We start from the raw sequence: 20,265 nt of genomic DNA on the forward strand, positions 1-20,265 counted from the left end.
AAGTAGTCCGGCCTCGCAGAGTACAAGCTATTGACTTACAACGTTCTTTTTTACTCTCTCCTGCTCGATGGACCTCGTAAATTTTGACGTGCAGCCCCCGCACCTGTACCCGCCTTATAAATCGACCATTTTGCGCAGCCCTACCCGGCCGCTGCTACCAGTGCGCGAGTTGATTAAGGACCTGAGCGTGCCGGTATTCGGCGAGTCGGTGCTGCAACAATTCGACAACGACCTCACCAAAAACGCCCGCGTGAACGGCGAGCCCATCGGCGAGCGCATCAAGGTGGCGGGCCGGGTGCTTGATGAGGCCGGCCGGCCCCAGCCCAATGTGCTGCTCGAAATCTGGCAGGCCAACGCGGCGGGGCGCTACGTGCACCGCAGCGAAGTGCACGACGCACCGCTCGACCCCAACTTCCTGGGCGGTGGCCGGGTGCTGACGGACCGCGAGGGGCGCTACTCGTTTTACACCATCAAGCCGGGAGCCTACCCCTGGGGCAACCACCACAACGCCTGGCGGCCCAACCACATCCACTTTTCGGTGCTGGGCCACCAGCTGGCGCACCGGCTCGTGACGCAGATGTACTTCCCCGGCGACCCCTTATTCGAGTTTGACCCCATTTACCAATCGGTGCCCGCCCACGCCCGCGAGCTGCTGGTGGCCAAGTTCCGCATGGACTGGACCGACCCCGAGTTTGCCTTGGCCTACGAGTTCAACATCGTGCTCGGTGGCCGCCACCAAATCCTGTTTGAGTAATGGAACGCCTGCGCCAAACCCCTTCGCAAACCGTGGGGCCGTTCTTCGCCTACAGCCTCACGGCCCAGCAGTACGGCTACCCCTACGACAGCATCGTGCACCACGCGCTACTGGGCCCGGCCACGCCCGGCGAGCACATTTACATCACCGGCCGGGTACTCGACGGCCAGGGGGCGCCCGTGCCCGATGCCGTGGTAGAGCTGTGGCAGGCCAACGCCCAAGGCCAGTACCGGACCGCGCCCATTAACCCGCGCGATGATGACGGCAGCGAATTCACAGGTTTTGGCCGGGTGGGCACGGGCACGCAGGCGGGGGCCGTGTTTCGGTTTGAAACCATCAAGCCGGGGGCTATTGGTCCCGGCCAGGCCCCGCATATCAACGTGACGCTGTTCATGCGCGGTTCGCTGCACGGCCTGCGTACCCGGCTCTATTTTGAAGATGAAGCCGCCGCCAATGGGCAGGACGAGCTACTGAACGCGGTGCCGTCCGAGCGCCGCGCCACGCTACTGGCCCGGTGCGTGGCGGGCGGCGGCCTGCCGGGCTACCACCTCGATATTCACCTGCAAGGGGCCGAAGAAACCGTGTTTTTCGATGTCTGAACTATCTAATTCAATAAAAAAGGATGTCATGCTGAGCGCAGTCGAATCATCTCGCTTGCCGAAGTAATCAATGCATAGCAACGAAGCGGTAGAGATGCTTCGACAAGCTCAGCATGACCGTTTTCTGATAATTCAGTCTTCCCTCCATTATGCCCTCGCTCACGCACCTGCTCTTCACCAACCTGCAGCAAGACGCGCTGTTTGCCGCCCCGGTGCAGCTCGCGTGCATGCTGCGGGTAGAAGCAGCGCTAGCCAAAGCGGAAGCCGCCGCCGGGGTGATTCCGGCCGCAGCGGCGGATGTTATCGCGGCCGTGTGCCGGGAAACAGAATGGGATGAGGAAGCCCTAGCGCAGCAAACCTTGCTGGCCGGCAATCCCGCCATTCCGTTGGTCAAGGCCCTCACGCAACGGGTGGCTCGGCGCGATGCGGAAGCGGCCAAGTATGTGCATTTTGGAGCCACCAGCCAGGACGTGCTGGACACGGCCCTGATGCTGCAGCTGCAAACCGCGCTGCACTGGCTGGATGCGCAGCAATTCCAGCTCTATGAGCACCTCGCGGCGCTGGCGAACCGGCACCGCAACACCCCGATGATGGGCCGCACGCTGCTGCAACAGGCCCGGCCCATCACCTTCGGCTACAAAGTGGCGAGTTGGCTCGATGGCCTGCTGCGGGCCCAAGAGCGGCTGGCGCAGGTTCATGCCGAAGCGTTGGTATTGCAATTTGGCGGCGCCGTGGGCACGCTGGCGACCCTGGGTGAGCAGGGACCGGCCGTGACTGCGCAACTGGCCCGGGAGCTGCAACTCCCGGTGCCACTGCTGCCCTGGCACGGCCAGCGCGACCGGCTGGTGGACGTAGCCACAGCCCTGGCTATTTTGTGCGGCCTGCTGGGCAAAATGGCCCACGACGTGGTGCTGCTCATGCAAACCGAAGTGGGTGAGTTGCGCGAAGGAGCCGCGCCCGGCAAGGGCGGCTCCTCGGCCATGCCGCACAAGCGCAACCCGGTGGCCGCCACGTTTCTGACGGCCATTGCTGGCCGCACGCCGGCGCTAGTGAGCACGCTGCTCACGGGCCTAAGCCAGCACGAGCACGAGCGGGCCGCCGGGGCCTGGCACGCCGAATGGGACGTGCTGCCCGAACTCTGCAGCTTGACAGCCGCCGCGCTCACTCACGCCATCGACCTGATAAGTGGGCTGGAAGTCGATACCGAACGCATGCAGCGTAACCTGGCGCTCACGCAGGGGCTGGTTTTTGCCGAGGATATCACGGTGGCGCTCACGCCGCACCTGGGCAAAGCAGCCGCGCACGAGCTCATCGAAAAAGCCAGCCAGGAAGCCCCCCGCCAAGGCCGGCACCTGCAAGACTACCTGTTTGATGAGCCCGTGGTCCGGCAACACCTGTCGGCCGAACAGCTGGCGGCCGTGTTTGACCCGGCCCGCGCCACGGGCCTCAGCCAGCACTTCACCGATGCCGTGCTAGCGCGTTTTCACGCCTTGGTTTCACCTGCCTAGCCTTCCGCCCCATGCCGCTGCTCACTACTGATACCGGTCCTTTGTACTACGAACTGACCGGCCCGGAAACGGCCCCGGTGGTGGTGCTTTCCAACTCGTTAGGCACCGACCATACCATGTGGGATGCGCAGCTGCCGGCGCTGGCGGGCAACTTCCAGGTGCTGCGCTACGACGCCCGCGGCCACGGCCGCAGCACGGTGTCGGCGGGGCCTTACTCGGTGGCGCAGTTGGGCCAGGACGTGCTCGATTTGCTCGACGGGCTGGGCGTTGCGCAGGCCCACTTCTGCGGCTTGTCGCTGGGCGGGCTGGTGGGGCAATGGCTGGGCATCAATGCGCCCGAGCGGCTGCTGAAGCTGGTACTCAGCAGCACGGCCGTTAAGATTGGCGACGCGGCCAGCTGGAATGCGCGCATCGCGCAAGTAGAAGCCGAAGGGCTGGCCGGACTGGCCGCGGCCACGGCCGCGCGGTGGTTTACACCGCCCTTCCGGCGCAGCCAGCCCGAGGCGGTGGCCCGTGTGCTGGACGGCCTGGCGGCTACTTCGCCCAGCGGGTACGCAGCCTGCTGCGCCGCCGTGCGCGACGCCGACTTCTGGAAAGACATCCGCCAAATCCCCGTCGCCACGCAGATTTTCGCCGGCAGTGCCGACCCCGTGACCACCGAAACCGACGGTAAATACCTGGAGCAATACATCCCCCACGCCCATCTGGTGGTGCTGCGCGCCGCGCACCTCGCCAACGTGGAAGCCGCCGCCCCTTTCAACGCCGCGCTGCTCCGCTTTCTCCGCGCTTAACTCTCTTAGCTATGAACCAGGAAGAACGTTACGAGGCCGGGATGAAAGTCCGCCGCGAGGTGCTGGGCGCCGAGCACGTGGACCGCGCCACGGCCGGTAGCACCGATTTCACCGCCGATTTCCAGGACTTCATCACCCGCTACGCCTGGGGCGAAGTCTGGACCCGGCCCGGCCTGCCTCGGCACGACCGCAGCCTGATTACGCTGGCCATGCTCATCGCCCTCAACCGCGAAGACGAGTTCAAAATGCACGTCCGGGCCGCCCTCAACAACGGCGTGACGGTGGCCGAAATCAAGGAAGTCATTCTACAATCGGGTATTTACTGCGGGTTGCCGGCGGCCAATGCGGCCTACCACGCCGCCACGCAGGTTTTCGCCCAGCTCGACATCACGCCCTGATTCCTATGGAAACTTTGCCTGAAATCCCGACCCGCACCCAGGTTGGCATCATCGGTGGTGGCCCGGCCGGGCTGCTGCTGGCCCAACTGCTGCACCAGCAGGGCATCGGCGCCGTGGTGCTCGAAAACCGGCCCCGCGCCCGCGTGGAGGCCCGCCAGCGCGCCGGCCTGCTGGAGCAGGGCACCGTGGACCTGCTGCGCGAAGCCGGCGCGGCTGCCCGCCTCGACCGCGAAGGCCTGGTGCACGAAGGCGTGCTGCTGAGCTACAACGGCCGCCGCCACCGCATCAACCTTTCGGCGCTGACGGGTGGTGCTTGCGTCACCATTTATGCCCAGACGGAGGTGGTCAAAGACCTCATCCAGCAGCGGCTGGCCCAGGGCGCGCCGCTGTTGTTTGAAGCGGAGGCCACCCGCATCGAAGGCCTGCAAACCGCTAAACCGCTCATCTATTATACCTATCAGGGCGAGGAGCGAACGTTGGCCTGCGACTTTGTGGCCGGCTGCGACGGATTTCAGGGCATTGCCCGGCGGGCGGCCCCGGCGGGCTTTTTCAAGACCTACGATAAGACCTATCCTTACTGCTGGCTGGGCATTATTGCCGAGGTGCCGCCGAGCACCGACGAGCTGATTTACGCTTTCCATGAGCGCGGTTTCGCGCTGCATTCCATGCGCTCCTCCGAGCGCAGCCGCCTCTACGTGCAGTGCGCCGTGACCGATACCGTGGAGGACTGGCCCGATGCGCGCATCTGGGAGGAGCTACACGCCCGCCTGGGCACCGCAGGCTGGTCACTGCGGGAGGGCCCGATTCTGGAAAAAACCATTACCCCCATGCGCTCCTTCGTGACCGAGCCCATGCAGTACGAGCGCCTGTTTCTGGCCGGCGACGCGGCCCACATCGTGCCGCCCACCGGCGGCAAGGGACTAAATATGGCCGTGGCCGATACCAAAACGCTGTTCGACGCCCTGCGCGCCTGGTACCAGACCGGCGACGGCGAGCTGCTGCGCACCTACTCGGCTGCTTGTATGCGCCGGGTGTGGCGGGTGCAGGAATTCTCGAACTACATGACCGAGCTGCTGCACCTCAACCCCGAAAAATCCGCTTTCGACCAGCACCTGCAGGAGTCGCGCTTTCAACTGCTCACCACCAGCCCGGCGGCTTCGCAGGTCATTGCCGAAAACTACGTGGGCCTGGCCGCCCAGCGCGCCGCTGCGCCGCTAGCACCCCTTTCGCACGCTTTATGAAACAAGTACCTCAAATATCGGCGGCCGAAGCGGCGGCCAAAGTGCGCGACGGCGACGTGCTGCTCGGCGGCGGCTTCGGCATGACCGGCAACCCCGTGCACCTGCTGCACGCCCTGGCCGAAACCGGCACCCAGAACCTGACCTTCATCGGCAACAACGTGGGCGAAGCCGGTCTGGGCGGCGGTCGGCTGCTGCTGAATGGACAGCTCCGGAAGATGGTTGGCTCCTTCTTCACCAGCAACCCCGACGCCGTGAAAGCCGCTCAAAGCGGCCAGGTGGAGTACGAGTTGCTACCGCAGGGTACGCTGGCCGAGGCTTTGCGGGCGGGCGGGGCCGGCATCGGCGGCTTCTACACGCCTACCTCAGCGGGGACGCTCATTGCCGAAGGGCGACCCACGATGACGCTCAAAGGGCAGGAACAAGTATTTATCGAAGGCATTCGGGGCAATGTGGCCTTCATCCGGGCCTGGAGAGCCGACACGGCCGGCAACCTCACCTACCGCCTCACCGAACAGAATTTCAACCGCGCCATGGCCACGGCGGCCGATGTGGTGATTGCCGAAGTCGAGGAAATCGTACCGGTGGGCGAGCTGGACCCCAACCACATCCACACGCCCGGCTGCTTTGTCGATTTCCTGGTGCAGGCTCACGTCACACTGGCCGACTTGGGCAGCTCTGCTTCCACCAGCACGGGCCGCGCCCCCAGCGCCAGCCGGCTGCACATGGCCGCCCGCGCCTTCGCCGAGCTGCGGCAGGGCGATGTGGTGAACCTGGGCATCGGCATTCCTACGCTGGTGGCCGACCTCATCAAGCCCGAACACGGCATCATCCTGCACACCGAGAACGGGATGCTGGGCGTCGGCCCCGCGCCGACGGACGGGGGCGGCGCGCTGGACTACCCGGTCAACGCCGGCAAGATTCCGGTCACGGCCCTGCCCGGCTCCTCCTACTTCGACAGCGCCGATTCGTTCGGCATGATACGCGGCGGGCACGTCGACGTGGCCATCATGGGCGGGCTGGAAGTAGACAGCCACGCCAACCTCGCCAACTGGGCCGTACCGGGCAAGCCGCTGCTGGGCGTGGGCGGGGCCATGGATCTGGCCTCGGGGGCCCGCAAGCTCATCGTCACGCTCACGCACGCCGACCCCGACGGAACCAGCAAGATTGTGCCCGAATGCACCCTGCCCATGACGGCGCACGGCGTGGTCGATATGGTCATTACTGATTTGGCCGTGTTTGAATACCAGTCTGGCCAGCTTACGCTCATCGAGTTGATGCCGGGCGCTACGCTGGATGAAGTGCGGGCCAAAACGGCGGCCGCCTTTATTGAAAGGCTTAGCCATTAACCTTTAAAGCTGTCTATCATGGCCAAACGCGCCCACCACTACCGCCTACGCCTGGAGCACCTGGCCCCGGCCGCACCCGACCAGCCCACCCACGCGCCCATGGAAATCGAATTCGACAACCACGACGACATTTTCAGCATCATTGCCCGCATGGAAGGCCGCCAGCTTTTCGCGGAGCCCGGCCAGGCCGCCGAATTTGCTATCGGCCTCAAACTCTTCAGTGAAGTCATGCTCAAAAACCGCGAGCTGCCGCTGTTTGCGGAGTTCCGGCCCACTTTCAGCGAATTCATGAAGAAGCTAAAAGGCGGGCCCCCTCCAAAAGAAGGGGTAGTTTCGCCCGAATAGATTCCTGCGCCCTTCTCCACCCCTCTCTATGAATACTGCTTACCTCGTTAACGGCATCCGCACCCCCATCGGCAATTTTGGCGGCAGCCTTGCGCCCGTGCGGCCCGATGACCTCGCCGCGCTGGTTATCCGGGAATTGCTGCAGCGCAATTCTTCCGCGGACCCGGCCGCCATCGCCGACGTTATTCTGGGCTGCGCCAATCAGGCCGGCGAGGACAACCGCAACGTGGCGCGCATGGCCCTGCTGCTGGCCGGCCTGCCCGCCTCCGTACCCGGCGAAACGGTGAACCGGCTCTGCGCCTCGGGCCTCTCAGCAAGCGTGGCGGCGGCCCGCGCCATCCAGAGTGGCGACGGCGATTTGTTCGTGGCCGGTGGCGTGGAGAACATGACGCGCGGCCCACTGGTCATATCTAAAGCCAGCACTGCTTTCGGGCGCGACGCCCAAATGGCCGATTCCAGCTTTGGCTGGCGCTTCATCAACCCGAAAATGGAAGAGTTGTACGGTGTGGATGCCATGGGCGAAACGGCCGAGAACCTGGCCGAGCGCGACCACATCAGCCGCGAAGACCAGGACCGGTTTGCCTACGCGTCGCACCAGCGGGCGGCCCGGGCCCGGGAGTCGGGACGCCTGGCGCGGGAAATCGTGGCGGTGCCCATCCAGCAGCGTAAGGGCGAGCCGGTGCGGTTTGCCCATGACGAGTTCATCAAGGCCAATACCACGCTGGAAGGGTTGGCTAAGCTGCGCCCTGCCTTCCGCAAAACCGGCTCGGTCACCGCCGGCAACTCCTCGGGCCTGAACGACGGGGCCGCCGCCCTGCTCTTTGCCTCCGAGCAAGGACTGAAGCAACACGGCCTCACGCCTTTGGCCCGCATCGTGGCCATGGGCGTGGCCGGTGTCGAGCCCCGGTTCATGGGCATCGGCCCGGTGCCGGCCTCCCAGTTGGCCCTAAAAAAAGCCGGCCTCACCCTCGACCAGATGGATTTGATTGAGTTCAATGAAGCTTTCGCAGCGCAAGCCCTGGCTTGCATTCGCGGCCTGGGCCTCGAAGATAATGACCCGCGCATCAACCCAAACGGCGGCGCCATTGCTCTGGGCCACCCGCTGGGCATGAGCGGGGCCCGTATCCTCAACACGGCGGCCCTGGAGTTGCACGAGCAAAACAAGCGCTTCGCCCTCGTCACGATGTGCGTGGGTGTTGGGCAGGGCTACGCCGTTATCATTGAGCGCGCCTAACCCGGCGCGACTTCCAGCCATCGAGTACATCAACCCCATGATAAAAATAAGCCAGCAGGAAGCGCTTGATTACCACACCCAGCACCCCGCAAGTAAGCTCGAAGTAGTGCCCACCAAAGCCATGCGCACCCAGCGCGACCTGGCGCTGGCGTACTCGCCCGGCGTGGCCGAGCCCTGCCTGCGGATTGCGGCCCATAAAGACGACGTATATCAGTATACCGCCAAGGGCAATTTGGTAGCCGTTATTTCGAATGGTACGGCCGTGCTCGGCCTCGGCAACCTGGGCCCGGAAGCCAGCAAGCCGGTGATGGAAGGCAAAGCCGTGCTGTTCAAGAAATTTGCCGGCCTCGACTGCTTCGACCTGGAGCTGGATACTACCGACCCCGACGAATTCATCCGGGTGGTGAGGGTGCTCGCGCCCACGTTTGGCGGCATCAACCTGGAAGATATTAAGGCGCCGGAATGCTTCCGCATCGAGCGGGAACTGCGCGCGCACCTATCCATTCCCGTCATGCACGACGACCAGCACGGCACGGCCATTATTTCGGCGGCCGCGCTATTGAACGCGCTGGAACTGGTCGGCAAGCGCATTGAAGATGTGCGCGTGGTCGTGAACGGTGCGGGGGCCGCAGCGGTGTCGTGTCTGCGCCTGTACGTAGCCCTAGGGTTGCGGCGCGAAAACACCGTGGTGCTCGATACTACGGGCGTCATCACGACCCGGCGACCAAACCTCAGCGCTGAAAAGGAGGAACTGGCCACCGACCAGCCGCTCACCTCGCTGGATGAGGCGCTGGCCGGCGCCGACGTCTTCATTGGCCTCTCCGCCGCCAACATGCTGCCACCCGCGCTGCTACTCGCCATGGCCCCCGACCCCATCGTCTTCGCCCTGGCCAACCCGGACCCGGAAATTGCCTATGCGCTGGCCCTGGCCACCCGCCCCGACGTGGTGATGGCCACCGGCCGCTCCGACCATCCCAACCAGGTGAATAACGTGCTGGGCTTCCCCTACATTTTCCGGGGGGCTATGGACGTGCGCGCCACCGAAATAAATGAGGCCATGAAGCTGGCCGCCGTGCACGCCCTTGCGGCCCTGGCGAGGGAACCGGTGCCCGCAGTAGTGCATTTAGCTTACGGAGATGATTCGCTTTCCTACGGCCGGCAATACTTAATTCCTACCCCATTAGACCCACGCTTGCTCTTTGCCGTGGCGCCAGCGGTGGCCCGCGCGGCAATGGCTAGCGGCGTAGCTCAGCGGCCCATCACCGACTGGGAAGCTTACACCGAGGAGTTAAGGCTTCGCTTAGGAGTAAACCTCAACATTTAATTGTTGACTGCTTGAGTGCTCCAAAAAGGCGCGGTGGATGTGGCAGAACTGCCGGTCCATGCTCACTTCCTATTTTTCAAGCAGATGCCACCGGGCTTGATACCTGGGTCAAAAGGGCGAAATAGGCCCCTCCAGTTATGTCTTGGGCAGAGCGATGGCTAAGCTTGGTGTTCTTGTCGGCGGGTGCTTAAGCAGCTTATTTGGATTAAAGGCGATGGCCGTGAGCAGCATCGTTTTATGAGCGCTGCTGCGCCCCCGAGTGCTGACCCGGCGCAGCCCATCGTGCGGCAGTAAGCTGCCAACTACGGGTTCCACCGTGCGTTGCCGTAATCGGCGCATGCGTCGAACTGCGCGGCTCTGCTGCCGGGCCAGCGCCCGGCAATACGGGGCACTGTAGGCCGTGCGGGTAATCTTACAACACTTGCTCTTCAGCGCGCAGGTGGGATTTGCGCGGGCAGCATCGACAATCGCTCGTCGAGGCGCTCCACAGTGACCGGGGTACCCATCCGATTACCTGGTAAAATAGTCGGGTGAGAAGAATTCCTGACCGTATTCCCTGCCGATGGTCTGGAGCTTTTGTAGGGCCTCCGGGCTCGGGGCCTGCCTGGGCAAAAAGGTGCCGAGAGCCACGGGCTGCCCGATTTCCACGAAGAACTGGTCGAGGCCGGCGGGCACCACAACGCACAGCAAATGCGCGACGGCGTCCGACTCGTTGGTGAAATTGTGGACCGCGCCGCCCTTCGGAATTTCCGCGAGGGCACCCGGGCCCGCAGTGGTGGTCTGCGTGTCCGACCGGAACACGACCTCACCTTCCAACACGTAAAACAGCTCCTGGACGTCGGGATGGGCGTGCGGACCGGGACCGCTGCCGGGGGGCACCAGCATGTCGATGACGGCATAAGCCCCATTGGTTTGCGCCCCGCTGGTGATGATGCGGTACGTGCCCCCGGCAATGGAGAGGGCGGGGCCGGTAGGCGCGGGGAAGAGATTAATGGCCGTAGGACGCATAAGAGAACGAAGAGTAATGCCGGTGGACACCGGGCCGGTGCCCATCCCGACGTCCAGGAGCTGTTTTACGTGTTGGAAGGTGAGCCCGCTTGTTCAGGCGGCCTGTTCGCCACCATCCACGGGAATCACGATGCCGGTCACAAACGCCGCCAGGTCCGAGGCGCTGAAGAGCACGACGCGGGCAATGTCGTCGGGCACGCCCCCCCGGCCCAGCGGCAGGCGGTTGGCAAACGCTTCCAGACCCGCTTTTACGGCATCCGAGGATTGGATATTGGCTTCCAGGCCGGGCGTTTTGGTGGCCGTGGGCGCAATGGCCACCACACGGATGCCTTTAGGGCCCAGCTCGGTAGCGAAGGCTTTGGTGGTGCCGGCCACGCCGTGCTTGGAGGCCACGTAGTGAGCCGCGTTGCCGTTCACGTTGAAGGCCGAGGTGGAGGCAATGTTGATGATGACCTTGCCGGTACCGGCCGCATCGACCAGCATCCGCACGGCGGCCTCGCGGCAGCCGATGAAGGTGCCGCGCAGGTTGATGTTGAGCACGAGGTCAAGCTGGGCATCAGTCGTGGTCAGGGCCGTGGCCAGGGGGTAAATGCCGGCGTTGTTGACCCAGATGTCGAGCTGGCCAAAGCGGGCCACGGCCAAATCGGCCAGGGCGGAGATGGAAGCCGCGTCGGCCACGTCGAGCTTCGCGCCCACGGCCGTGACGCCGTAGGTGGTCGCAATTTGCTCGGCCGCCGCCAGGGCCGCCGACTCGTCCACATCGCCAAGCACTACTTGCGCGCCGGCTTCGGCCAGGCGCTGGGCAATGGCTAGGCCCAGGCCCTTGGCCCCGCCCGTAATGACGGCGCTACGGCCGTGGAGGGAAATCAGGTCGGCCAGGGGATGGCTGGTTACATCGGAAACAGGCATGTTCGAAAGAGGATAATGGGTGAGAAGGAAGAAGAGTAAAAAGGGCGCTCCGAAGGCCGCTAGCCGCTATATTTGCCCGTGCGGGTGTAAGCCGCCTGGCGGTCGAGGCGGAAAAAGACGAGGTCGGCCGGGCCCTGCGCCGCCACTTGGATGGCTTCGTTTTCGATAACCAGGCCGTCGCCCGTTTTCAGGGTCAGGTGGTGGCCCGGGATGGTGACCGTGCCCCGGAACACGTGCAGGTAACCGGTCAGGCCCTGCAAGTCGGGCAGGGCGGTTTCGGCGTCGGTCAGGCGCAGGTCGTGCACCCACACCTGGCTGCGAATGGTGAGCGGGGCCGCGGCCTCGGCGGGGCCACCGACCAGGCGCCAGCCATCGGTCGGCACGGCTTCGGGGAAGGTGTGGAACTGCACGGCCGGCGGCAGGTTCGGGGCGCTGGGGCGAATGAAGATTTGCAGCAGTTCCACCGGCTCGGTGCTCGTGCGCGGGTTGGTTTCCTCGTGGAAAAAGGTCCGCCCGGCGTTCATCATCATCAGGTGCGTGGGCGTGACGGTGGCTGAGCTGCCGTGGCTGTCGGTGTGCACCATCTGGCCCCGGCGCATGTAGGTCAGGATTTCATCGTCGCGGTGCTCGTGCATGCCCACCACGAAGCCGGGCTGCATGCTGGCATCGTCGAAGCAGCCCAAAGGCCCCAAGCCGTGGTCGCCGGTTATTTGTAAGTTGATGCCGGGGTAGGTGCGGGCGATGCGGAAAGCGCCGCCGTTGTTGCCGGGCCGTTGCGCGGCGGGGTTGACTACTAACATGACAAAGAATGACTGACTGTGGGTGGGAATGCAGGCGTCGGCGCTGAGCGACCGGCACCAGCCGGCCCCGCTACCAACGGCAGGAATGATACTGTAAAGGTCCCCCGGGCCGCGACCGGAGGGAAGGGCATAAAGTCGGGGAGATTGGGCAAAAGGTCGGGTGCCGGGCGTCGGGCCACCTTCCTATCTTCGCCTGACCGTCCCTTACCCGCCGCGCCCGATGCCGACCATTTCGTCCTACGACATGCCCTCCCTGCAGCAGGAAGTCGGCGTGGGCGGGGCGTCCACCGAGTTTTTTCTCCTCCACTTCCACCAGCACGAGCGGATTAACTTCGAGCCGCACCGCACCGAGGCCTACGCCGTATGCCTGTTGCACCAGGGCGAGCTGCGGGTGGAAACCGACCTGTTTCCCAACCACTTCGTGGGCCCGGCCGTCTTCGTGATTGCACCCACCGTCATCCGCCAGTTCAGCCGCACCGACGGTTCCTTCGATGCGCACACCCTCTTCTTCGACCAGAACTTTCTGCTGAAAAGCCAGGCCGACGTGACCTACCTGGAAAGGTTCGACTTCCTGCATCGGCCCGACCAGCACGTAGTGCCCCTCAGCCCGGCGCAGCACGAAAAATTCAACACCTACTACCAGTTGGTCGCCCAGACCATCCGGGAAAACACGGCCTACACGCCGGCCATTGTGCGCAGCCTGCTCTACATCCTGCTGCACGAGGTTGCCGCCGCGCACGAGGCCAACCGGGCGGCCAGTCCGCCCGCGTTTACCCACAATCAGCAGTTGCTGTTCACGTTCAAAAATCTGCTGGCCCGCGACCACCTGCGCCACCGCCACGTTTCCTACTACGCCCAGCTGCTGCACATCACGCCCAAGCACTTCTCCACCGTCATCAAGGCCGAAAGCGGCAAAACCGCTGGGGAGTGGATTGACGAGATGGTGCTGCTCGAAGCTAAGGTGCTGCTCCAGCAGAAGGAGCTCACCATTGCCCAGGTAGCCGATAAGCTCCACTTCAACGACCAGTCCACGTTCGGCAAGTTCTTCAAGAACCTGGCTGGCATCTCGCCATTGGAGTACCGCAAGGGCCTGACTGTAGGCGTTGACTAGCCAACCATCCCCCGCTCACACCCGCGCCAACGTGCTGGACAGCTGCTGGGCGAGCAACTCACGGCCCCGGTGCAGACGGCTTTTCACGGCGGCCAGCGACGAGCCCAGCTGAGTGGCAATTTCCCCGTAGCTCAACTCCTCAAAATAGTGCAGTTCGACGATGTGCTGGTAAAGCGGGGGAAGCTGCGCGACGGCCCGGCGCAGGTGCTCGTTGCGCTGCGTCTGAATGAGCATTTCCTGGGGCGTAAGCGCGGCATCCGGCAACTCAAAAAAGCTGCTTTCCCGGTCCGCCACCACGATGGCGGCTTGCAGCGAAACCGTCTGCAGGCGGCGGCGACGCAGAAAATCGATGCAATGGTTCGTGGCAATGCGGAACAGCCAGGTGCTGAAGGCGAACACGGGCTGGAACCTGGCCAGGTAGCGGTAAGCCCGGGTCAGGACCTCCATCGTCAGGTCTTCGGCTACTTCCGTCTGCCGCACCATGCGGTAAATGAGGTGGAACACCGGCCGCCGGTAGTAGTCCAGCAGTTCGGTGTAAGCCTTCTCATCCTTGTGAATCAGGATGCGCTCTATCAGCTCAAAATCCCGGAGGGCCTGGGGCGAAAAATGCCCGCTTGCGGCGGAGCCAAATCCCGGGCGTTCAACGGGGCTGCCGGCGGGTAGGGTACCAGAAAGATTAGTCATTGGAAACGCCCATTACAAGGCTAGTTTAACAGGATGCCTTCGCCGCCAAAGCGTTTGTAGATGCTGGCCAGGATTTCGCTTTTGAGCTGCTGCTCGTGGCGAATGTTGTTAATCCAGAACTGCACCTGCAGGTCGTACACCTGGCCCGCAATGCCGCGCAGCAGGATTTCGGGCTCCACCTGCTGCAGCACGTTTCGACTGGCCAGCACTTCTTCGCTGATGAGCTCCCGGGCATGCTCCAGGTCGGTGGTGGCGGCCAGCTTCAGGTCCAGCGACACGCGCATGTGATTGTTGCTCAGCGTCCAGTTGATGACGTGATTGGAGAGCAGGTCGCCGTTGGGCACAATAATCTCGGAGCCGGCCATGGAAATGAGCTTGCTGGAGCGCACGCCGATGTCCTTGACCCGGCCCGTTTTGCCGGCCACTTCGATGTAGTCGCCAATCTGAAACGGGCGCTCAAAAATCAGGATAATGCCCGATACCAGGTTATTGACGATGTTTTGCAGGCCCAGGCCAATGCCCACGCTCAGGGCGCCAAACACGAGGGCGATTCTATCGACGGGCAGGCCCGATACCGCCGCCGCCAGCGTGGCGCCTATCCCAAACACCACCAGCCGGATGATGAGCTGCTTCGAGCCCTTGCGGTCGAGCCGGGGATTGAATTCGTCGTCGTCGGCATCGCCGTAGAAGTAGCCCACGAATTTCTGGGCCTGCACCGTCAGGAAAATTACGAGCCCGAACAGCAGCACGTTAAGCAGCGAAATGGAGACAGTGCCCACTTCCCAGGGCGTGATGAGCAAGTACTTCACCGCGCCTCCCACCAGGGCATACAGATTCAGATTGGTGAAGAAGGCCATCAGCCACAGCCCCACGGCCACCACCGAAAGCAAGGTGGTAGAGTGCCGCTCAATGACGTCGAAGTTGAACCGGCTCGACACCCCATTGCTCAGACGGATGCGCTGCATTTGCAGGTTCAGGGCCTGGGTAAGCAGGTCGATAAGGGTTGAGAGGGCGATGATTTGCAGCAGGGAATTCGCCGCCGTGCTGGTGAGCAGCTTGGCCAGGCTCAGGTAGCCCGTAAGGTTGCTGATAATTGCCGCCACCTGCAGGCCGGCGTACAAAAACAGCACCGGCCCCACAAACCAGTTCAGCTCCGGCGCCTGCCTGGCGCGCCGGCCCCACCTGATGCCAAGTCCGGCCGCCACCAGGTTGCAGCCAATCAGGACCCAGCGCAGGCCCGGCCCCGGCAATGGCCCGGCCAGCAGCGCATTCTGCGCCACCAGTATGGCCACAAACCCCAGCCACCAGAAATACAGGCGCCGGGGCCAGGTGCGGCCCAGATGCCAGGTGAGCATGAGCAACACCAGCAGCTGCAGCAGGTCGAGGTAGCCGGCCGGGGCCTGCAAGGAAAAGTAGGGCGCCAAGCTCAGCATCACGACCAGGGTGCCCGTCACGGGAAAGGGCCGCAGCTGAATGAGGGCGCGGTGGTCAAGGGCCTTTTCAGGGGCTACCTGACTGGCCTGCCGAAAATTGCGAAATACCCACCAGAAGAACAATGCGCCAATAACCAGCAGCCAGCCCCAGCCCCCGCTGTGCTGACTGAAATAGTAGGCCAAGAGCTGCTGCTGACCGGCGTAGGCCCGCTGCAGCTTCTCGCCAAGTCGGGCCTGCTGGGTCGTGTCGGCTGCTACGGCGCGGGAGAGCGGCTGGGCATCGGGCTGCAGGCTGCTGATGCCCAGCTTGCGAAACTGCTCGCTCAAAATGTCTTCCTGCTCCAGCAGGTGGATGTAGTTGCCCGATACCCGGTTTTGCAGGGTTTGGAGCGTGCGCTGCTGTTGCTGCACGAGCAGGGCAGTGCGCTGCTGCTTGCGCCGGATGCTGGCCAGCGTTTGGGTCAGCACCGTATCGCCGGGCACCTGGTCGTCGGCCGAGGGTGGCCCTAGTTGCTGGCGCAGGCCGGCCAACTGCAGCTGCATGGTATCCAACTGGTGACCCGATTGGATGAGCGCGGCCCGCCACGCGGTCAAATCCTGCCGCATATCCTTCAGCAGCACCCGAAACGTGAGCAGCTGCCGGGCACTAACGACTGCCCCAAACTGGGTCAGGTTGTTATAAATGGTGTGCAGGTTGGTTTCTACCCCGGGCAGCTGCGTGGTGATGTCGGCGGTATTGGCCAGGCTGCGCGCCGTGGCATTGATGTGCCCCAGCGTAAGGTAAGCCGCTTCCACGCGGGCGCTACGGGCGGCGCTGCTGGAATCGGCAGCCAGCGGCACCACCGGCCGGGCAATTGCGCTTCCGGAATCGGCGGCCGGGCCCCCCACCGACTGGGCGGCGGCTAACGCGGGCAGGCCGAGCAATACTACTATCCCAAGTAGCTGGCCCAGTATACCGGGCCAAAGCAGCTTGCGGGGGAGCAAGAATGCTCTTTTCATAGGAAGTGGCAGTTAGAATCTCGGATGAGAAATGCTGGCCTGCTTGGCGGCACCGCATGGAAGTGTTCACAAAGCAACGGCTGGTTCTCGCTAGCGGCTAGCAGAATTGCGTGAACGTGCCCAATTGGTAGTTGAATAGCCGGGATGAGCGCCCGAAAAGACGCTGTTGTATCCTTACTTGGCCTCTTCCCGCAGCGTTTTGCGGTATTCCAAAGGAGAAGTACCCATAATGGCTTTGAACTGCCGGTTGAAATACGAGACGTTGCTGAAGCCGCTGGCGTAGCAAATGGCGGAGACGCTGCTCTCCTGGGTCAGCAGGTGCGTGGCGTGCGTGATGCGTACGGTATTGACAAACTGCGAAAAGGTCTTCTTCGCACGCCGCTTGAAGTACCGGCAGAAGGCGGCTTCCTGCATACAGGCCAGCGAGGCCGCTTGCTTGGTGGTGAGTTCGTCGCTGAAATGTCCGAGCACGTACTGGTAAACGGCGTCGAGCCGGTTGTCATCGCCGGCCCCGGGGGACTGCTTTTCCACCAGCGGGTCGATAAACAGCAGGTTGCGCCGCTTTACTAAGGCCAACTGGTGCAGCAAATGGAGGAATTGCAGCAATGCCGGCAACCCCGCGCTTTTCTGCTTGGCCATCTCCACGAAGAACTGGCGCACCGGCGCTTCGGCCGCGCTGAACTTGATGCCCGCGACTGCCAGCTTCAGCAGCTTGTTCACGGCTTGCAGCTCGGGCAAATGCCCCAAAGCGCCCTCCAGCGCATCGTCCCGGAACTGCAGGAAAATGGAGTGAGCAATGGCCCCCGACTCGACGAAAGTGCGCTCGTTGACGAAGTAGTGCGGGAAATTGGGGCCAAACAGGTACAGGTCCCCGTCGGCAAAATTCAGCACCTGCGTGCCGCCATAGAATTTGCCCTGTCCCTTTACAATCAGCACCAGCTCGTAGCCCCGATGAAAGTGGAAAGGGGCCGCAAACTGCGCCGCCTGTTCCTGCCGGATGGTAAAGCTGGCATCCAGGGCGGGGGTGATTTCGCGGAAAACAGTTCTCATGTGGTACGATTCGCGGCGTTGACTACGCCACTTGCCTCACGTAGTGTAAATAGTGTATCAAAAGTAGCAAATGCAGTGCTTTTTCGACGGGTGGGTTTTCGGGAGCTTTACATTCCGCTTACCAACAGTAAGCCCTCACTTATTTCCCACCCGCACCCGGGCCCCCGGCCCACATTACAGCGTGGATAAACAACCACTTAGAAGCCGCAAATGGTTTGGCCGTACCGGTAAGGACGGGTTCATTTACCGGGCCTGGATGAAAAACCAGGGCATTCCCTCGCACGAGTTTGATGGCCGTCCGGTCATCGGCATCTGCAATACCTGGTCGGAGCTGACGCCCTGCAACGCCCACTTCCGCGACTTGGCAGAGTCGGTGAAGCGGGGCGTGTACGAGGCCGGCGGCTTCCCGGTCGAGTTCCCGGTCATGTCGCTGGGCGAGACGCTGATGAAGCCCACCGCCATGCTCTACCGCAACCTGGTGAGCATGGACGTAGAAGAATCCATCCGCGCCAACCCCGTCGATGGCGTGGTGCTGCTCTGCGGCTGCGATAAAACCACGCCGGCCCTGGTGATGGGCGCGTGCAGCGTCGATTTACCTACGCTGGTGATTTCGGGCGGCCCCATGCTGACGGGCAACTACAAAGGCAAACCCGTGGGAACTTCGGACCTGTGGCGGCTGAGCGAAGCCAACCGCTCGGGCCAGCTGCCCCTGGACCAGTTCGAAAGCATTGAGGCCAGCATGTGCCGCAGCTCGGGCCACTGCGCCGTGATGGGCACCGCCTCCTCCATGGCCTGCATGGTGGAAGCCCTTGGGTTGTCGCTGCCCCAAAACGCGGCCATTCCGGCCGCCGACTCCCGCCGCAAGGTACTCTCGCACCTCTCGGGCATGCGCATCGTGGACATGGTGCGCCAGGACCTGAAGCTGTCGAAGATTCTCACGCGCCCGGCCTTCGAAAACGCCATGATGGCCAACGCCGCCATCGGCGGCTCGACCAACTTCGTGATTCACCTGCTGGCCATTGCCGGGCGCATCGGCGTGGAGTTGAGCCTGGACGACTTCAACCACGTGACGGCGGGCATTCCGCTGCTGGCCAATTTGCAGCCCTCGGGGCAGTTCTTCATGGAGGACCTGTACTATGCCGGGGGCCTGCCCGCAGTGCTCAAGGAGCTGGCCGCCTTCCTGCACAACGACTGCCTCACGGTGAACGGCAATACCATCCGGCAGAACTACGAAACCAGCGAGTGCTACAACCGCGACGTGGTGGCCCCGGTCGATAAGCCTTTCAACCCCGTGGCCGGCGTAGTGGTGCTAAAGGGCAATCTGTGCGAGAACGGGGCCGTTATCAAGCCCTCCGCCGCCAGTACCGAATTGCTGCAGCATACCGGCCCCGCCGTGGTGTTTGAGAACATCGAGGATTTCAAGGCCCGGATTGATGACCCCGACCTGGACGTGACGGCCGACAGCGTGCTCGTGCTGAAAAACGTGGGCCCGAAGGGCTACCCCGGCATGCCGGAAGTCGGCAACATGGCCATTCCCGGCAAGCTGCTGGCGCAGGGCGTGACCGACATGGTGCGCATCTCGGACGGGCGGATGAGCGGCACGGCCTTCGGCACGGTGGTGCTGCACGTGGCTCCCGAAGCCGCCGCCGGGGGCACGCTGGGCATCATTCAGCATGGCGACATTATCACCCTGGACGTGCCGGGCTGCACGCTGCACGTGGAACTGACGGACGAAGAAATACAGCGGCGCAAAGCCCATCTGCAGGCCGGCGATTCGCTGGTGAGCCGCGGGTACGTGCGGCTGTTTCAGCAGCACGTGCAGCAAGCCCACCTGGGCGCCGACTTCGATTTTCTGCGCGGCGGCTCGGGCAGCGAAGTTGTCCGCGACTCCCACTAACCTGACTGCTTACCACCTGCTGCCTGCCGTCGTGGCGCAGCGTTATCTTCTCCCACTATGTTTTCATTAGCTAACAAAACCGCCGTGGTAACGGGCAGCGGCAGCGGCATTGGCAAGGCCATTGCGCTGGTGCTGGCCGGCCAGGGCGCGCTGGTCCACCTGCTGGAGCGCAACGTAGAAGCCGCGCAGGCGGTGGTTGCGGAAATTACGGCCGCCGGGGGCCAGGCCCGCGCGCACAGCTGCGACGTGAGCCAGCAAGCGGACGTACTGGCCACGTTTCAACAAATCGGCCCCCTCGATATCCTGGTCAACAACGCCGGCATTGCACAAATCGGCAACGTGGAAAAAACCAGCGTGGCCGATTTCGACAACATCTACCGGGTCAATGTGAAGGGCACCTACAACTGCCTGTTTGCGGCCATTCCCCTGCTGAAAGCCAACGGGGGCGGAACCATTGTGAACATGTCGTCCATTGCGGCGCTGGTGGGCTTGGCCGACCGTTTTGGGTATTCGATGAGCAAGGGCGCGGTGGCAGCCATGACCCTGTCGGTGGCCCGCGACTACCTGGCCGATAACATTCGCTGCAACAGCATCTCGCCGGCGCGGGTGCACACGCCCTTCGTGGACGGCTACTTGGCCAACAACTACCCCGACAACACCCCCGAAATGTTTGCTAAGCTGTCGCAGAGCCAGCCCATTGGCCGCATGGGCACCCCCGACGAAGTGGCCGCGCTGGCCCTGTTCCTCTGCTCCGACGAGGCCAGTTTCATCACGGGCGTGGACTATCCCATCGACGGCGGCGTCACCACCCTCAGCACCTAAATCCCCACCCGT

At 63.4% G+C, this 20,265-nt stretch carries 19 protein-coding genes and 1 pseudogene; 13 read left to right on the plus strand and 7 right to left on the minus strand.

All coding sequences use genetic code 11. The features are described from left to right. Positions 1-67: 67 nt before the first annotated feature. The 10 genes and pseudogenes from pcaH to MTP16_RS23765 all read left to right on the plus strand — a co-directional run. Positions 68-754 carry a protocatechuate 3,4-dioxygenase subunit beta gene (pcaH, locus tag MTP16_RS23720; RefSeq protein WP_243520423.1) on the plus strand — a complete coding sequence of 229 codons (687 nt, stop codon included), beginning with the start codon at positions 68-70 and terminating at the stop codon, positions 752-754. Then, positions 754-1,353 carry a protocatechuate 3,4-dioxygenase subunit alpha gene (gene pcaG, locus MTP16_RS23725; RefSeq protein ID WP_243520425.1) on the plus strand — a complete coding sequence of 200 codons (600 nt, stop codon included), beginning with the start codon at positions 754-756 and terminating at the stop codon, positions 1,351-1,353. The genes pcaH and pcaG overlap by 1 nt, the downstream gene beginning before the upstream one ends. 149 nt (positions 1,354-1,502) lie before the next feature. Then, positions 1,503-2,861, plus strand: a complete 1,359-nt coding sequence (gene pcaB / locus MTP16_RS23730) for a 3-carboxy-cis,cis-muconate cycloisomerase (protein WP_243520427.1) — start codon at positions 1,503-1,505, stop codon at positions 2,859-2,861. 11 nt (positions 2,862-2,872) lie between these two features. Next, complete coding sequence (gene pcaD / locus MTP16_RS23735) at positions 2,873-3,652, plus strand: 3-oxoadipate enol-lactonase (RefSeq protein ID WP_243520429.1); 780 nt, start codon at positions 2,873-2,875, stop codon at positions 3,650-3,652. A gap of 11 nt (positions 3,653-3,663) precedes the next feature. Then, a complete protein-coding gene (pcaC, locus tag MTP16_RS23740) occupies positions 3,664-4,050 on the plus strand; it encodes a 4-carboxymuconolactone decarboxylase (protein ID WP_243520431.1) in 387 nt (128 codons plus the stop codon). A gap of 5 nt (positions 4,051-4,055) precedes the next feature. Beyond that, positions 4,056-5,291 (plus strand): 4-hydroxybenzoate 3-monooxygenase, encoded by a 1,236-nt coding sequence (locus tag MTP16_RS23745; protein ID WP_243520433.1) that lies wholly within the window; start codon positions 4,056-4,058, stop codon positions 5,289-5,291. Beyond that, positions 5,288-6,637, plus strand: coding sequence for a 3-oxoacid CoA-transferase (locus tag MTP16_RS23750; protein WP_243520435.1), 1,350 nt, complete (start codon positions 5,288-5,290; stop codon positions 6,635-6,637). Before MTP16_RS23745 ends, MTP16_RS23750 begins: the two co-directional genes overlap by 4 nt. Positions 6,638-6,655: 18 nt before the next feature. After that, the gene (locus MTP16_RS23755; protein WP_243520436.1) at positions 6,656-6,982 is read left to right on the plus strand and encodes a DUF3861 domain-containing protein; all 327 of its coding nucleotides are present in this window, start codon (positions 6,656-6,658) and stop codon (positions 6,980-6,982) included. 28 nt (positions 6,983-7,010) lie between these two features. Beyond that, the gene (gene pcaF / locus MTP16_RS23760; protein WP_243520438.1) at positions 7,011-8,216 is read left to right on the plus strand and encodes a 3-oxoadipyl-CoA thiolase; all 1,206 of its coding nucleotides are present in this window, start codon (positions 7,011-7,013) and stop codon (positions 8,214-8,216) included. Positions 8,217-8,253: 37 nt separating this feature from the next. Next, positions 8,254-9,528, plus strand: a pseudogene (locus MTP16_RS23765) (malic enzyme-like NAD(P)-binding protein); the annotation flags it as partial. Between the two features lie 147 nt (positions 9,529-9,675). Here the strand turns inward: MTP16_RS23765 and MTP16_RS26130 are convergent. The 4 genes from MTP16_RS26130 to MTP16_RS23780 form a co-directional block, all read right to left on the minus strand. Further along, positions 9,676-10,008, minus strand: a complete 333-nt coding sequence (locus tag MTP16_RS26130; protein WP_380286591.1) for a transposase — start codon at positions 10,006-10,008, stop codon at positions 9,676-9,678. Between the two features lie 42 nt (positions 10,009-10,050). Next, positions 10,051-10,548 carry a cupin domain-containing protein gene (locus MTP16_RS23770; protein WP_243520440.1) on the minus strand — a complete coding sequence of 166 codons (498 nt, stop codon included), beginning with the start codon at positions 10,546-10,548 and terminating at the stop codon, positions 10,051-10,053. 93 nt (positions 10,549-10,641) lie between these two features. Beyond that, positions 10,642-11,457 carry an SDR family NAD(P)-dependent oxidoreductase gene (locus tag MTP16_RS23775; protein ID WP_243520442.1) on the minus strand — a complete coding sequence of 272 codons (816 nt, stop codon included), beginning with the start codon at positions 11,455-11,457 and terminating at the stop codon, positions 10,642-10,644. Between the two features lie 59 nt (positions 11,458-11,516). Beyond that, entirely contained in the window at positions 11,517-12,257 is a 741-nt protein-coding gene (locus MTP16_RS23780) for a pirin family protein (protein WP_243520444.1), read from the minus strand. A gap of 220 nt (positions 12,258-12,477) precedes the next feature. On the opposite strand from MTP16_RS23780, the gene MTP16_RS23785 reads away from it, so the two are divergent. Further along, positions 12,478-13,368 (plus strand): helix-turn-helix domain-containing protein, encoded by an 891-nt coding sequence (locus MTP16_RS23785; RefSeq protein ID WP_243520446.1) that lies wholly within the window; start codon positions 12,478-12,480, stop codon positions 13,366-13,368. A gap of 15 nt (positions 13,369-13,383) precedes the next feature. Here MTP16_RS23785 and MTP16_RS23790 read toward each other — a convergent pair whose 3' ends face one another. The 3 genes from MTP16_RS23790 to MTP16_RS23800 form a co-directional block, all read right to left on the minus strand. Then, positions 13,384-14,052, minus strand: a complete 669-nt coding sequence (locus MTP16_RS23790; RefSeq protein WP_243520448.1) for an RNA polymerase sigma factor — start codon at positions 14,050-14,052, stop codon at positions 13,384-13,386. 20 nt (positions 14,053-14,072) lie between these two features. Then, positions 14,073-16,484, minus strand: coding sequence for a mechanosensitive ion channel family protein (locus MTP16_RS23795; protein ID WP_243520451.1), 2,412 nt, complete (start codon positions 16,482-16,484; stop codon positions 14,073-14,075). Positions 16,485-16,658: 174 nt separating this feature from the next. Beyond that, on the minus strand, positions 16,659-17,534 hold the full coding sequence (locus MTP16_RS23800) for an AraC family transcriptional regulator (RefSeq protein ID WP_243520205.1): 876 nt from the start codon (positions 17,532-17,534) through the stop codon (positions 16,659-16,661). 181 nt (positions 17,535-17,715) lie between these two features. Here MTP16_RS23800 and MTP16_RS23805 point away from each other — a divergent pair, with 181 nt between their 5' ends. Both MTP16_RS23805 and MTP16_RS23810 read left to right on the plus strand, forming a co-directional pair. Next, on the plus strand, positions 17,716-19,431 hold the full coding sequence (locus tag MTP16_RS23805) for an IlvD/Edd family dehydratase (RefSeq protein ID WP_243520206.1): 1,716 nt from the start codon (positions 17,716-17,718) through the stop codon (positions 19,429-19,431). 57 nt (positions 19,432-19,488) lie between these two features. Beyond that, positions 19,489-20,253 carry an SDR family NAD(P)-dependent oxidoreductase gene (locus MTP16_RS23810; RefSeq protein WP_243520208.1) on the plus strand — a complete coding sequence of 255 codons (765 nt, stop codon included), beginning with the start codon at positions 19,489-19,491 and terminating at the stop codon, positions 20,251-20,253. The last annotated feature ends 12 nt before the right edge of the window (positions 20,254-20,265 follow it).

The sequence above is a fragment of the Hymenobacter monticola genome (genome assembly GCF_022811645.1).
GTDB lineage: Bacteria > Bacteroidota > Bacteroidia > Cytophagales > Hymenobacteraceae > Hymenobacter > Hymenobacter monticola.

What these genes read in the sequence shown, in the direction of transcription:
- MTP16_RS23745 (WP_243520433.1), top strand. Translation starts at nt 4,056, where the DNA reads ATGGAAACTTTGCCTGAAATCCCGACCCGCACCCAGGTTGGCATCATC.
- MTP16_RS23810 (WP_243520208.1), top strand. Translation starts at nt 19,489, where the DNA reads ATGTTTTCATTAGCTAACAAAACCGCCGTGGTAACGGGCAGCGGCAGC.
- MTP16_RS23785 (WP_243520446.1), top strand. Translation starts at nt 12,478, where the DNA reads ATGCCGACCATTTCGTCCTACGACATGCCCTCCCTGCAGCAGGAAGTC.
- pcaD (WP_243520429.1), top strand. Translation starts at nt 2,873, where the DNA reads ATGCCGCTGCTCACTACTGATACCGGTCCTTTGTACTACGAACTGACC.
- MTP16_RS23755 (WP_243520436.1), top strand. Translation starts at nt 6,656, where the DNA reads ATGGCCAAACGCGCCCACCACTACCGCCTACGCCTGGAGCACCTGGCC.
- MTP16_RS23800 (WP_243520205.1), bottom strand. Translation starts at nt 17,534, where the DNA reads ATGAGAACTGTTTTCCGCGAAATCACCCCCGCCCTGGATGCCAGCTTT.
- MTP16_RS23790 (WP_243520448.1), bottom strand. Translation starts at nt 14,052, where the DNA reads ATGACTAATCTTTCTGGTACCCTACCCGCCGGCAGCCCCGTTGAACGC.
- MTP16_RS23770 (WP_243520440.1), bottom strand. Translation starts at nt 10,548, where the DNA reads ATGCGTCCTACGGCCATTAATCTCTTCCCCGCGCCTACCGGCCCCGCC.
- MTP16_RS23780 (WP_243520444.1), bottom strand. Translation starts at nt 12,257, where the DNA reads ATGTTAGTAGTCAACCCCGCCGCGCAACGGCCCGGCAACAACGGCGGC.
- pcaH (WP_243520423.1), top strand. Translation starts at nt 68, where the DNA reads ATGGACCTCGTAAATTTTGACGTGCAGCCCCCGCACCTGTACCCGCCT.
- pcaC (WP_243520431.1), top strand. Translation starts at nt 3,664, where the DNA reads ATGAACCAGGAAGAACGTTACGAGGCCGGGATGAAAGTCCGCCGCGAG.
- MTP16_RS23750 (WP_243520435.1), top strand. Translation starts at nt 5,288, where the DNA reads ATGAAACAAGTACCTCAAATATCGGCGGCCGAAGCGGCGGCCAAAGTG.
- MTP16_RS23775 (WP_243520442.1), bottom strand. Translation starts at nt 11,457, where the DNA reads ATGCCTGTTTCCGATGTAACCAGCCATCCCCTGGCCGACCTGATTTCC.
- pcaG (WP_243520425.1), top strand. Translation starts at nt 754, where the DNA reads ATGGAACGCCTGCGCCAAACCCCTTCGCAAACCGTGGGGCCGTTCTTC.
- pcaF (WP_243520438.1), top strand. Translation starts at nt 7,011, where the DNA reads ATGAATACTGCTTACCTCGTTAACGGCATCCGCACCCCCATCGGCAAT.
- pcaB (WP_243520427.1), top strand. Translation starts at nt 1,503, where the DNA reads ATGCCCTCGCTCACGCACCTGCTCTTCACCAACCTGCAGCAAGACGCG.
- MTP16_RS23795 (WP_243520451.1), bottom strand. Translation starts at nt 16,484, where the DNA reads ATGAAAAGAGCATTCTTGCTCCCCCGCAAGCTGCTTTGGCCCGGTATA.